At 48.6% G+C, this 13024-nt stretch carries 17 protein-coding genes; 1 reads left to right on the top strand and 16 read right to left on the bottom strand.

Translation table 11 applies throughout. From position 1 onward, the window contains the following. Window positions 1-135 precede the first annotated feature (135 nt). From J7E21_RS09145 to acpS, 14 genes are all read right to left on the bottom strand, one after another. Window positions 136-597 carry a SprT family protein gene (locus J7E21_RS09145; protein ID WP_215106869.1) on the bottom strand — a complete coding sequence of 154 codons (462 nt, stop codon included), beginning with the start codon at window positions 595-597 and terminating at the stop codon, window positions 136-138. Window position 598: 1 nt separating this feature from the next. Next, entirely contained in the window at window positions 599-2779 is a 2181-nt protein-coding gene (locus J7E21_RS09140; RefSeq protein WP_215106867.1) for a Tex family protein, read from the bottom strand. 106 nt (window positions 2780-2885) lie between these two features. Continuing rightward, complete coding sequence (locus J7E21_RS09135) at window positions 2886-3485, bottom strand: PP2C family serine/threonine-protein phosphatase (RefSeq protein WP_215106865.1); 600 nt, start codon at window positions 3483-3485, stop codon at window positions 2886-2888. Then, a complete protein-coding gene (gene sigB / locus J7E21_RS09130) occupies window positions 3485-4267 on the bottom strand; it encodes an RNA polymerase sigma factor SigB (protein ID WP_215106863.1) in 783 nt (260 codons plus the stop codon). Before sigB ends, J7E21_RS09135 begins: the two co-directional genes overlap by 1 nt. Beyond that, entirely contained in the window at window positions 4245-4715 is a 471-nt protein-coding gene (rsbW, locus tag J7E21_RS09125; protein WP_215106861.1) for an anti-sigma B factor RsbW, read from the bottom strand. Before rsbW ends, sigB begins: the two co-directional genes overlap by 23 nt. Before the next feature lie 2 nt (window positions 4716-4717). Next, on the bottom strand, window positions 4718-5050 hold the full coding sequence (locus J7E21_RS09120; RefSeq protein WP_215106859.1) for an anti-sigma factor antagonist: 333 nt from the start codon (window positions 5048-5050) through the stop codon (window positions 4718-4720). Window positions 5051-5146: 96 nt separating this feature from the next. Further along, window positions 5147-6148 (bottom strand): PP2C family protein-serine/threonine phosphatase, encoded by a 1002-nt coding sequence (locus J7E21_RS09115; protein ID WP_215106857.1) that lies wholly within the window; start codon window positions 6146-6148, stop codon window positions 5147-5149. A gap of 12 nt (window positions 6149-6160) precedes the next feature. Further along, window positions 6161-6562, bottom strand: a complete 402-nt coding sequence (locus tag J7E21_RS09110) for an anti-sigma regulatory factor (protein WP_215106855.1) — start codon at window positions 6560-6562, stop codon at window positions 6161-6163. Window positions 6563-6564: 2 nt separating this feature from the next. Continuing rightward, window positions 6565-6927: an STAS domain-containing protein gene (locus J7E21_RS09105; RefSeq protein ID WP_058381774.1), complete on the bottom strand. Its 363-nt coding sequence runs from the start codon at window positions 6925-6927 to the stop codon at window positions 6565-6567. Beyond that, window positions 6924-7754 carry an RsbT co-antagonist protein RsbRA gene (locus J7E21_RS09100; protein ID WP_215106853.1) on the bottom strand — a complete coding sequence of 277 codons (831 nt, stop codon included), beginning with the start codon at window positions 7752-7754 and terminating at the stop codon, window positions 6924-6926. The genes J7E21_RS09105 and J7E21_RS09100 overlap by 4 nt, the downstream gene beginning before the upstream one ends. Window positions 7755-7935: 181 nt before the next feature. Continuing rightward, on the bottom strand, window positions 7936-8286 hold the full coding sequence (locus J7E21_RS09095) for a type II toxin-antitoxin system PemK/MazF family toxin (RefSeq protein WP_215106851.1): 351 nt from the start codon (window positions 8284-8286) through the stop codon (window positions 7936-7938). Window positions 8287-8290: 4 nt separating this feature from the next. After that, window positions 8291-8575 (bottom strand): transcriptional regulator, encoded by a 285-nt coding sequence (locus tag J7E21_RS09090; RefSeq protein WP_215106849.1) that lies wholly within the window; start codon window positions 8573-8575, stop codon window positions 8291-8293. A 43-nt stretch (window positions 8576-8618) separates the two neighbouring features. Beyond that, entirely contained in the window at window positions 8619-9767 is a 1149-nt protein-coding gene (gene alr / locus J7E21_RS09085; protein WP_251047928.1) for an alanine racemase, read from the bottom strand. 17 nt (window positions 9768-9784) lie between these two features. Beyond that, window positions 9785-10138 (bottom strand): holo-ACP synthase, encoded by a 354-nt coding sequence (gene acpS / locus J7E21_RS09080; RefSeq protein ID WP_215106845.1) that lies wholly within the window; start codon window positions 10136-10138, stop codon window positions 9785-9787. A 68-nt stretch (window positions 10139-10206) separates the two neighbouring features. Here acpS and J7E21_RS09075 point away from each other — a divergent pair, with 68 nt between their 5' ends. After that, window positions 10207-10821 (top strand): rhomboid family intramembrane serine protease, encoded by a 615-nt coding sequence (locus J7E21_RS09075; RefSeq protein ID WP_215106843.1) that lies wholly within the window; start codon window positions 10207-10209, stop codon window positions 10819-10821. 18 nt (window positions 10822-10839) lie between these two features. On the opposite strand, the gene J7E21_RS09070 is transcribed toward J7E21_RS09075, so the two are convergent. Next, window positions 10840-12417, bottom strand: coding sequence for a PH domain-containing protein (locus J7E21_RS09070; protein WP_215106841.1), 1578 nt, complete (start codon window positions 12415-12417; stop codon window positions 10840-10842). Then, window positions 12410-12889, bottom strand: coding sequence for a PH domain-containing protein (locus tag J7E21_RS09065; protein WP_215106839.1), 480 nt, complete (start codon window positions 12887-12889; stop codon window positions 12410-12412). The genes J7E21_RS09070 and J7E21_RS09065 overlap by 8 nt, the downstream gene beginning before the upstream one ends. Window positions 12890-13024: the final 135 nt, after the last annotated feature.

Raw genomic sequence — 13024 nt, 5'->3', positions numbered from 1 at the left:
TTGGCATTCCCATTTTTAGTTATGAGTAACTTCCGTCTCTTAAAAGATGAGGAATCTCGGAAGAACCTCTTTAAAACGGAATAAAAACTATTGACTAATCGTAAGAAAGAGCCGCTCTGGAAGCGGCTCTTTACTTTACACTTTTTCTTTTTTCAAATGCAACTTCCCCGTGCAGCGTCCGCATCTATACTTTGCCGTATTCATCCGGATCTTTCGGGGATACTCGGTATTGCAGGATATGCACTCATATAGATGAAAGCCGGAAGTATTCCGCCGTTTTTCCGCCAGGAGCGAACAGAAACGTGGCGATCCCGATTCTGTCAATAACTCCCGGAAATCTTTGTCCCGGTGTTTGTAACCTTTCCCTTCAAGATGCAGGTGATAATGGCACAACTCATGCTTAATGATTCCGGCGAGTTCTTCATGGCCAAACTTGTTATAAGAAGCCGGATTGATTTCGATATCGTGCGAGCGCAGCAAGTATCTTCCACCCGTTGTGCGCAGGCGCTTGTTGAATATGCCTTGGTGGCGGAATGGTTTACCGAAGACATCCCGGGAAATTTCTGCAATCAGCTTGGTCAGTTCTTCATTGGTCATGTTATCTCTCCTGGAGATCTGGCTGTTGTTCTTTCGGCGGAAGCATCGTCAACGCAATGCGCCCTTTTTGCTTTTCGACTTGGTCGACCCACACCGTCACGATGTCGCCGACTGCGACCACATCAAGCGGATGCTTTACAAATCCTTTTTTGAGCTTGGAAATGTGTACGAGTCCGTCCTGCTTAACTCCGATGTCGACGAAGGCACCGAAGTCGACGACGTTACGCACCGTTCCCTGCACTTCCATCCCTGGCATTAAGTCTTCCATCTTCAAGATGTCGCTTTTGAGAAGCGGCTGTGGAAATTCATCACGCGGATCGCGGAACGGTTTCTTTAATGCATCGACGATATCTTTGAGCGTCACCTTGCCGACTTCCCATTCAAGGCTTAATGCTTCTACATCCAAGCCTTCCAGCTTGCCGACAATTTCGGGGCGACCGATCATTTTCTTATCTGCTCCGATCGTCTTCAGTATTTTTTCAGCAGTTGCATAACTTTCCGGGTGGATACCGGTTGCATCGAGCGGGTTCTTGCCTTCCGGTATCCGCAAAAATCCGATCGCTTGCTCATAAGTTTTTGCCCCAAGGCGCGGGATTTTTTTCAGTTGGACACGAGAAGTGAAGCGACCGTTCTCGTCTCTTACGGTAATGATATTCTCGGCGACGGTCTTGCTGAGTCCAGCGACGTATTGAAGCAGCGATGCGGAAGCCGAGTTAACATTAACGCCAACTTGGTTAACGGCAGTCTCGACGACAAACGTCAGTTGGTCCGCCAGCTTTTTCTGCGACACGTCGTGCTGGTACTGGCCAACACCCACTGCTTTCGGGTCGATCTTCACGAGTTCTGAAAGCGGGTCCTGGAGACGGCGGGCAATAGAGGCCGCACTGCGTTCTTCCACTTGCAAGTTCGGAAACTCCGCACGGGCAATAGCAGAAGCCGAATAAACACTCGCTCCAGCTTCGTTGACGATGACATACGATGCCTTGGTTGCGGATTCCGTTAAGAAATCGGCTACAAATTGTTCTGTCTCACGTGAAGCGGTGCCGTTTCCGATCGCCATAATCTCAATCGGGTAAGTTTCCGTTATACGCTGCAAAGTTTTTTTCGCGCCTTGTTGGTCGGACTTTGGCGGATGCGGATAGATTACGGCCACTTCTAGTAACTTGCCCGTTTCATCAATGACAGCTAATTTACAGCCGGTGCGGTATGCCGGATCGATGCCGAGCACCATTTTGTCTTTCATCGGAGGCTGCAGCAGTAGGTTGCGAAGATTCTCCGAGAAAATATGGATAGCTTGAATTTCGCCTTTTTCACTTAGTTCCGTGCGGATTTCCCGTTCAATTGACGGTTGGATCAATCGTTTATAGCTGTCCTCGATTGCCGCTTCGAGTTCTTTCGCGGAAGGACTCCCCATTTTCATCCATTTATTTTTCATTAAACGAAGAATGCGGTCAGCAGGGGGAACGACAGCTACCTTCAACACACCTTCTTTTTCACCGCGGTTGATTGCAAGGGTGCGGTGCGGAACGATTTTTTTAATGGCTTCGCTGTATTCATAATACATCTGGAATACTTGCTTCTCGTCTTCATGGCTTTTTTTGGCAGCCGTCTCCAGTATGCCAGCATCTCGTGTCAGGCGGCGGGCTTGTTCCCGGATATCCGGGTCATCTGCAAACAATTCGGCTAAAATATCCTGTGCCCCTGCAATAGCTTCTTCAGTGGATTCCACACCTTTTTCAGCGTTGATATAGTGTTTTGCCACGATTTCCAACTGCTCTTTCCCTGGTTTCAAAAGCCAATCCGCCAATTCCTGCAAGCCTTTTTCTTTGGCGATTGTGGCTTTTGTGCGGCGCTTTTGCTTAAAGGGACGGTACAGATCCTCCACTCGCTGTAAAACGGTCGCTGCCCGGATGTCCTTCTCGAGTGTCGGTGTCAGTTGTTCCAGCTCATCAATGGAGCGGATGACATCCGTTTTTCTCTGTTCCAAATTCTGGATATATGTATATCGATCTTCAATCGTTTTGATTTGGACTTCATCAAGTGAGCCGGTCGCTTCTTTTCGGTAACGTGCGATAAACGGCACCGTATTACCGCTTTCGAGTAGTTCAATGACTTGACTGGCCTGATGGGGCTTGACCCCCGCTTCTTTGGCGATCAATGCGTGCAATTGCTGGGTTTCCATATTGGGCACTCCCTTTCTACTCCTCTATTTTAACACGCCATGCCGGACTGGGAGAAATAAGCTATTTCCACCTGTGTATAGTCGGCCAAAAAAAAGAAGCCACTCCTTAACGGAGAAGGCTTCCTGAAATAAGTGTCGCGTCATCACCTGTTTGAATGGATGCAAGAATATCTTCATACAATCGTCTAGGCGCTCCTGCTCTTTTCATCATCGCTTTCGGGTTGCGCAAATCCACGCCATCCGAATGAATCAAGAAAAGGTCATTTTCCAAATAGGCGAAAAGCTGCGTTTTGAGCTTTTGCGGCCTGCCGGAAAGATAGCCCATTACCGGCAACGGATAAATCACTTCGTCCGTTTCTTTTCGATACAGATAGAAGCGGATGTTTCCGACACAGCTGTATTCAAGCGTTCGTCTTTTGAAATCCACTTTAAAAATTGCGACCGCCGCACCTCGTTTTTGCAACATGAGACCGTTAAAGCGGTTCATCAATTGATCGATTGTTTCGTGATGAAATTCCTTTAAAATCTTGGGGATGACCTGTGATGACTCACGCGCTGAAGGGCCACTTCCCAAACCATCGGCTACGGAGCAAATAAAGTAATCATCCGTCAACACTGTTGAATAACTGTCGCCGGACTCATAATTCCCTTTTTTTGCTGCGTTATAGGCATAGGCTTCGACATTTTTATGGCGAATTTCCTCCACTAGGAAACCCCGCCAGCAGCTAAAATGGCTTCTTGAAGCTTTTTGATCGCTTTACGTTGAAGACGCGAGACGTGCATCTGTGAAATACCCAAACGGTCGCCTGCTTCTTTTTGGCTCAGCTGCTCTATGTAGGTGAATTGGATGATCTGCTTTTCCCGATCGGAAAGGACACTCATCGCTTCCGCCACGAGCATGCGCTGGTCCGCCTTTTCATATCCATCATCTTCTTGTCCGACTACGTCAAATAAGGTAACCGTACTGCCGTCCGAATCCGCCTCGAGTGAATGGTCCATGGAAAGTGCTTGGTAGCTTTTGCCCATCTCCATCGCTTCTAGCACGTCGTCTTCATCCACATCCAAGTATTCGGCGATTTCCCACACTTGCGGAGAACGCTGAAGTTCTGTCGTCAGCACTTCAACGGTCGCTTTAATGCGCGGCCCAAGCTCTTTGATGCGGCGCGGAACATGGATCGCCCATGTTTTGTCGCGCAAAAAGCGTTTAATCTCACCAATGATAGTCGGTACCGCAAAGGCTTCGAAGCTGCGTCCATAAGACGGGTCATAACGGCGGATTGCACCTAACAATCCGAGCATGCCCACTTGTGCGATGTCCTCGTGATAGGATTTGCCGTTGGAATACTTACGGGCAATCGACTCTACTAAGCGACGATAATTAAGGACAAGGTTGGTTTGTGCCTCCTCGTCCTCCGTTTTCTGATAAGCTTCAATCCATTCCAGAACCTGTTCTTTCGTTGGCTGATTAGGATGAGATTGTTTCGACATCCTCTTCCACCTGCTCTCCTTCAACATGCTTTGTCATGAAGACAGTGACACCTTCCTGGTGGTGAACTTTCACTTCGTCCATCAATGTTTCAATCAAATACAGGCCGAGACCCCCTTCACGCAGGAACGCTCCCTCTTCCTGGTCATGGTATGGACCTACTTTTGCCTTTGTTTCTTCAAAATTAAAGCTTTGGCCATGGTCAGCTACCATAATTTCAATTTTGTCTTCATATAATGCGCAGCCGATTACGACTTCGCCTTCTTCACCTTCTGAATAAGCGTGCTGAACAGCGTTCGTCACTGCCTCACTTGAAGCGATTTTCAAATCTTCGATGTCATCGAAGGAAAAGCCGATACGGCTTGCAAGCCCGGATATAGTCAACCGGGCTACGCCTACGTATTGGGATTTCGCCGGAACACGCATTTCTACATAATCGAAAGGGCGCATAATCAGTTCCCACCCTTTCCGGCTGCTGCTTCAATGTCCATAATGTCACCTAGTCCTGTAATATCAAAAAGGCGTTTTAAGCGGCTTGAAAGACCGGTAAGCTTCACGTGTCCGCCTTTTGCGTTCACTGATTTATAGAAAGCCACAAAAACACCAAGGCCAGTACTATCCATGTAATCGACACCGGATAAATCCAACTCAGCTTTTATGCCATCCTGATCCTGGTAGGCTTCCAGTTTTTCTCGGAGCACTGGCGCTGTGTGCGCATCAATTTCTCCGTGAACATCGCCTTTTAATATATTGTCATTCTCCGTCAAATTAACTTGAATATTCATCTCTATATGACACCCCGTTTTTGTATGATTCAATACGGCTGAAAAAAGCCATTCTAAGCACTCTTACCCGCTTTTTACGCCCGTTAAACATTAAACTTAGGCTTTCTTATAGATGACCAGTGTGAAGTCATCTTGGAGTTCGGCATTTTGCATGCGCTCGAGTTCGTCGTAAACATACTGGACAATCGCTTGGGCAGGTTCGTCTTTTTTCTTTTCGATCAGTTCAAAAACGACTTCCCGCTCGATAAACCCTTCTTCGTTGCGGCCTTCCGTTACGCCGTCCGTCATCATAATGACCATATCACCTTTAGTCAAGGTGACACAATGTTGTTCGTAAACGGCTGCCGGCGACACGCCGAGCAACAAGCCTTTTGCTTGAAGCTCATCGAACTCGCTCGTTTCAGCACGATATAAAATAGCCGGCTCATGGCCAGCAGATCCGTAAGTGAGCCTTGCTTCACCAGCATCATAATTGGCGTAGAACATCGATACGAACATTGAATCATCTACACTTTTTTCAACAATGCGGTTGATGACGCCAAGCACATCTTTCGGCATGGCGTGCGAACTACTCAAACTGTCCATGCCGAATTTGATCATGGACATGCAAAGAGCTGCCGGGAGGCCTTTGCCGATTACATCAGCGACAGCTACCCCGGCGTACCCATCATAATCACTGACAAAATAAATATAATCTCCGTTCATTTTTCTGGCTGGAATCGACAATAAGCCGATATCGAGCCCTTCAAGTGACGGTAATTTCGTCTTAAGCAGCGTTTCTTGGACATTCGCAGCAAGGTCCATTTCCACTTTCAGCTCTTCCTGGCGCTTCAGCAGACTTTGGCGTTCTTGCAGCGCCAAACCATAATTGATCATCATTTCAATAAGAAAATCGAATGAATGCCAAACAACATCCGGGAGATCTCCATAGAGCTCCTGGATGGCTGCTTTGTGCATGCTGATCACTTCTTCTGGCGAAATGTTCTCCAGAATCAACTGTCTGCTGAAATTTTGGCCGACATACAAATTTTGCTCTGTCTGTTTTTTTACATATTCGTTCAGAATTTCTTGATATTGCGTTTCAATGCGATGAGGCATTTAGCGTTCCCCCTAGCGGAGCCACTTCGTAGCCCGTATATCTGTTCCTTCACCTTGGATCGTTTCAATCCTGAAATCGTCCATTAGGCGTTTGACCCCTGGCAGGCCTGCACCCAGTCCACCCGATGTCGTAAAGCCATCTTCCATTACTTTTCGGACATCCGGGATTCCCGGCCCGCTATCTGCGGCAATGATGAGAATGCCCTTCATGCCGTTTTCGGTCAGCTGCTGGATTTCAATCCTGCCCTGGCCGGCGTATAAATAGATGTTGCGGGCAAGTTCACTGATGGCCGTCGTAATACGCGCTTGGTCCACCGTGCCGAAGCCCAGCTCTTTGGCGACATTGCGCCCGAGCTGCCGCGCCGCTACAATATCCCATTCCGTTAAGATTTCCACTGAGGACTGGTCGCTCATTTTTAAGCCTCCAATTCCAGTTGAAGTTTCTCCAGGCCGTTCTCTAAATCAAGTGCCGTCATAACATCTTCAAGTCGAATTCCGAGCTCGATCAAAGTGATGGCAACCGCCGGCTGGATACCGGTAATAACCACTCTTGCCCCCATCAGGCTGGACATGCTGATGACATCTCCGAGCACTTTGGCAATGAATGAATCAATAAAGTCGATGGACGTCAAATCGATAACGACCCCGCGCGCACTTGTTTCGTGCAATTTCGTCAAAAGGTCTTCCTGGAATTGCAATGCCGTTTGGTCATCCAATTCCCATTGGATCGAAACAATCAATGTATCTTTTAATTTTAGAATTGGGATTCTCACATTCATATTTCTTCAACCTCCACAATTTTTCGGTTTGTCCAAGCCAGTGCTTGTTCTACGCCGCGCTGCAATGTGCTCGTTGTCGTAAAGTCGTTCAAATTAATGCCGAGCGTTACGATCGTTTGGGCGATTTCCGGACGGATCCCGACGAGCATGCATTTTGCTCCGACCAAGCGCACTGCGTCCGCCGCTTGGATAATGTGATGGGCGACCATCGTATCGACGACTGGTACACCGGTAATATCCAGCAGCACCACTTCCGCACGATGTCTCACAACACCGTCCAATAAGTTTTCTATAATCAGCTTGGCCCGCTCCGTATCAATCGTTCCGACGAGCGGCATGACTGAAACTTTATCGAACACCGGGATAAGGGAAGCGGAAAGTTCCTGCAAAGCGATTTTTTGGAGGCTTACGGTGCGCTCCCAAGTTTTGGAGTAAGTATCGAGTGTGCTGTTGCGGATCGGCGTTGCCCAATTCGCAAATTCGTGGATAAAGGCATCCATATTTTCTTGTTGGATAATGCCTTGTTCTTTCATTCCTTCGTAAACGATTTCTGCGAAACAATCGATCGCTTTCGTTACGTATGTGATGGACCAGCCGAGGCGGACCACTTTCTCTGCAAAGTCTTGCAAACGGCTCTCATATGCCTCGTTGCTTTCGAGCAAACTCGACATCATCAGTCCAGCGAATTCCTGGCTCGTCTGATTCATCATCTCATCCGAAATCACTTGGTATGAACGCTCGCCTTGTTCATTTTTCATTTGCTGTTGCCATTTGACAGTGATTTCGGTCATGTTCTCTTGAATATATGTAGCCATCTGTTTGTTCATATTTTCGTAAAACCCTCCCAGTGACCCACATCAATAGCCACAATTTCATACTTGTCTTTCCATTGTATCGGAAAACCGAGTATTTCACACCTTTTTTGCTATAGTACCCGGAGGGAACCAATTCTCTATATGAAAATGCCCCGAGAAGGCACTCTCGGGGCATTTTCATGGAGTATGTATGCTAGAATTTCACAAGTCCGACACTGATTTCCAAGGCCTCGTCCACCTTTTCCATCAATCCCTCATCCAGCTGTGTAATTTTATCGGTCAAACGTGATTTATCGATCGTCCGCAGCTGCTCCAACAAAATGACTGAATCACGTTCAAAGCCATATTTCTTGGCGTTGATTTCCACGTGCGTTGGTAATTTTGCTTTCTGGATCTGGGCGGTGATCGCCGCTATGATCACTGTAGGGCTAAATCGGTTCCCGATATCGTTTTGAATCACCAGAACCGGCCGGGTCCCGCCTTGCTCAGACCCGACGACCGGTGATAGTTCTGCGAAAAAAACATCCCCGCGTTTTACAATCAAGTTGTCACCCTCCGCTTACGAGTTGCACTGTCGTATGCTCCGCTTCGTACTCAGCGTGCGAACATTCGCAAGCAATCGACAGATTGATCTGCGACATTTCCACGTAGCCCTTGATCATCGCTTCCCGAATATGATATGAATCGTAGACATTTTTTGTTACTCGTTGAGTCGATACGTAAATGAATTCGCCGCTTTCCTCAACGTGCTCCTCTGAATGGGCGGTCAATTCCGACATGAATTGCTTCGGCAACTTGACTACCACTTCTTTCGTCTTTGACTTCTCGTACACAGCCGACACCTCCGAAAATCCCGATCTCTGTCTATTTCCTACTTCATCTTACCATTGAATCAGCTGCCTGAAAAGGCGATCCGGTATTATTGGTGCCATTCACATAGATGCGGGGAACCCGCTTTGTCAAAATACAAGGGACTTCATAGGGGATTGTGCCCATTTTTTCGGCCCATTCGTCGATTGGAACTTCATTTTCCCCTTGGCGCCCAATCAATTGGACCGGTTCGCCGACTGGAAGCTCTTCTTTTAGACGGATCATGCATTGATCCATGCAGATGCGCCCGACAATCGGCACGCGTTCACCGCGCACAAGCACTTCCTGCCCTTGCAAAGCGCGCAGCATCCCGTCCGCATAGCCGATCGGAAGCGTCGCAATCCATTCTTCGCCCGCACTCCGGTAAGTCCCTCCGTAGCTGATCGTCGCATCCGGCTGCACTTTCTTCACATGGACGATTTCCGTTTCCAAGCTCAGCGCCGGCTCGAGTGCAATCGGTGAATTCAAGCCGACAAAAGGAGACGGAGCGATGCCGTATAGCGAGATGCCGATTCGGACAGCATCACAAGCGACAGATGGGTGCATCAATGCCGCGGCACTATTGGACACATGGACCAAGACCCCTTCCGGCACATGCTCCAACACCTGGTTCATGCGCTCGGCCTGCTGTTCAAAAAAACTGGTATCCTGTTCGTCCGCTGCGGCAAAATGCGTAAAAACCCCGTCAAACGAAAATTTTCCTGAAGCCAGTTCGACAACCGCTGCTTCCGCTTCCTCCGGCTGGATGCCGAGGCGCCCCATTCCGGTGTCGACCTTCAAGTGGACGCGCAGCGGCGGTGTTGCTGTGATGGCTTTTTGTGCCTTTTTGATCCATTCGAGCGAGATGGCAGTGACGATAATATTTTCACGCTGTGCGACTGCTATGAACGAAGTCGGCACTGCACCCATCACGAGAATATCGCTTCCGATGCCACTCCGGCGCAACGTCAGTGCCTCGTCCGGTGTTGCGACCGCAAGCAAGCGGACGCCGGATTCAATGGCTAGGCGTGCGACTTCTTCCGCTCCGTGGCCATAGCCGTCCGCTTTAACGACCGCTATCACTTCAGCATCGCCTGCTTTTTGCTGAAACGCTGTGAGATTATTGCGGATTGCTTCCAAATTGATGATTGCTTTTGTTGGGCGATACATTTCCATCTTTTGACACATCCTGTTCATTCGGTTTGCAAAACAACTTGCGCAGCGGCAAATTCTTTTGAGTGGGTGATCGAGACGAGCCCGCATTCCTTGTTGTGGAAATACATGCCGGGCTTGCCGTTTTCATCTTTTCGGATTTCCATATCCTGAAACGTACACGCTGCACCGATTCCGGTTCCTTTTGCTTTGGCGAATGCTTCTTTTGCCGCAAAGCGGCCTGCTAGGAATTCGGTCTGGCGTTTGTTCTTTAATAGAAGATATTGTTCAAGTTCATGTTCGGTAAGGACGCGTTCCCTGAATTTAGGGGATTTTTCGTCGAGCTTGTGGATTCTTCCGAGTTCGACGATATCAAGGCCGATTCCTGTTATCATAAAGGTTTCTCCTTTCATTCGCAAATGGGTAGCGGGTATAATGGAGCTATGAAATTGAGGTGACCTTATTGTTTATTAGAAGAGAAAGTTTTTCGCAATACTTGAAATTGTATCCGGTCGTGTCGACATTGATTGCGTTGAACGTCCTTATACATTTGTTGACGCTAATCCCAATATTCGGCGACTACATTTATTATTACGGTATCGGCTGGAATTTCTGGATTTCAGAAGGCGAATGGTGGCGCTTTGTAACGCCGATTTTCCTGCATGCCGGCTTTATGCATTTGCTGTTCAATATGTTCTCGTTGTTCCTGTTCGGACCGGAACTTGAGCGTTTGACCGGCAAGATGCGCTTTATCACGATCTACATGCTAGCCGGTCTTTTCGGCTCGGCTGCCACGTACTTCCTGCAGCCGCTTGATTATCAGCACGTCGGCGCTAGCGGAGCGATTTTCGGGATCTTCGGTGCATTCGGAGCGCTCGTCTATTACGGCGGCCACGCACTGCCTCAACTAAAACAAATTATACTCCCGATTATCGTCATAAGTATAGTCATGACGTTCTTGGCACCGAACATCAACGTCACGGCCCACATCGCCGGTATGATCACCGGATTTTTGATCGGGCTCAGCTATTTCCACCCGAAACGGATTGTCAGCTGGCGCGCCAAAAAGCGCAATTGACGACACCGAAAAAAACCCTCAGCCGATTTCATTCGGCTGGGGGTTTTTCATATGTTCATCATCGGGGTCGGTTTGCCGCTGCCCGGACGGTTCATACCAAGCTAAAATATCCTCCGCATTTTCCCGTGCCAAGTGCGGTATTAGGGCTGTCGCTCCGAGCATGCCCGACTTGATCGTCGCATGCACCGATGCCACATCCCGGCGGCGCTGGAAAATCGTCCGCGTCACGGCAATCACTTGAATGCGCTTTTTCATCATGTAATAGCGGTAAAGGCTAACACCGCGGAACTGCGCGGTCAATTGACGGCCCGTGGTGGCATATCCGGCAGAACGATGTTGCCATAAGCCCATCAGGATAATCACTGGCACCGCAACAAGTGCCCACAGTCCGTATGGATAGAAAAAGTACCCGAGTGCCGCAAAAGCGGGGATAAGCCACGCAATCGATAAGCGGTAAAAGAACGGCCGGCTTCGTTTTGGCAACCGCTCGAGCTCTGGTGACCAATCGAATTCCGGGAACAACTCTTCCAACACCGGCTTCATAGCCCGTTGCTTCACTAACGGAAAGAGACGGATCTTTTCATCTTTATCCGCCAAAGTTCCACCGGCACTTTCGACCGTGACCGCCACATAGCCGAATAATTGGCGCAGCGGGTTTTGCGTCATTTTAATGCCTTGCACCCGCTTAAACGGGACAGACACTTTTTTCTTTTCCAATAAACCACGCGTAATATAAATCCGTTCATCATCTGCATGAATGGTGAATTGATAATAAGCGATGAGCGTCATGGCAACTGAAATGATCCAAGCGAGCAATAACCCAGCAAATACCGTCAACGCGACGACCAAATAGCCGAAGCGCATAAAGATCATCACTTCATCATAAATCGCATCGTACGGAATCAGCTCCGCAAACTGGGACAAGAACAGTGCAACCCCTGAAATAACGACACCTATCCCTCCTGAAGTCGTTGCGAGCATCAACAATTCCTTTAAACTCATACGGTACAGAATGCGCGTTTCGATTTCTTCCTCAGGTTGTGCCGGCACAGCGGCTTGCACCGGGCCGTACAGCGCAGATTCATCTTCCACAACTGCCTGTTGCTGGTAGCCCCGTTTCGCCATATGCATTTCCTGTTCGATGCGATCCGCCTCAGCACGGTATATGGCGGTCAGTTCCGCTTCTGCTTGCCCTGCTTTTCCGGACCCTGCTGTTTCTACCTTCACTTTGACGAGCCCGAACGGCCGATGGAAAATCCCTTCCGTATAATTCAGGCTTTGAATCCGTTCAAACGGGATATAGCGTTTCTTTTTGATGAACAGCCCGTATTCGATACGCAACTCCCCGTCCTCAAACCAATAGACAAAGCGTTTCCATTTGATTATGCCGGCGATCAGCATGAACAATAGGACCACCCCGCCGATGATGAGCGGCAATAAGCCTTGCCAGCCTTCGCTGAACATGCCGCCAATGCCGCCTCCCCTGAATAAATTGGCACCAAAAATGATGACAAACGGCAAAATCAATTCTTTTAAGCCTTTCAGGAAATTGATCAAGGCGGAAATCGGATGCAATTTATAGCGAACTTCAGACATCGTCTTCCGCCACCCTTGCGAGCACTGAGATGCGGGAACGCAGTTCGTCTGCTTCTGCCGTAATCAATGCTGGAATGGTATGGGTCGTCGCTGCTGTCGAAATGGTAATCTCCGACAAATCGTATTTTCGGAGAATCGGCCCTTGTTCCGTGTCGACGTGCTGCACACGCACCATAGGAACAAGCGTTCTCTTCACGATAAAGAGGCCATGCTGCAACTCAATTTCCTGCTCGCGCACTTCGTAGCGCCAGCGCTCCCAGCGGATTTTCGGGAATAAGTATATGAAGAAGAATCCGAACAAGATGAACACACCGCCTGCTGCGGCATAAATCCAAGCGGGCCATTCGAAGAAATATGTAAGAACGCCTATGCCAAACAACAATAAGGCGAATACAACCGTTTCGATCATGCCGTAAAGCCGCCAGACGGTCAGCCCTTTCCGGGAAATCCGGTTTTTCGGTTGATGATTCATAATGCCATCTCCAATCACAAATTCTCTGCAGTAATCTATACGTTCCAGTAAGAGGAACGTTTCATTTCATTGTACCTTATTCACAAACGACAAAAAAGACGGAGAATCGGCAGTTGCTGCCGATTCTCCGTCTTG

This window comes from Planococcus sp. ISL-109 (assembly GCF_018613655.1).
Taxonomy (GTDB): domain Bacteria; phylum Bacillota; class Bacilli; order Bacillales_A; family Planococcaceae; genus Planococcus.
Note: the sequence above shows the minus strand (reverse complement) of the source record. Positions and strands in the feature narration are given on the sequence as shown.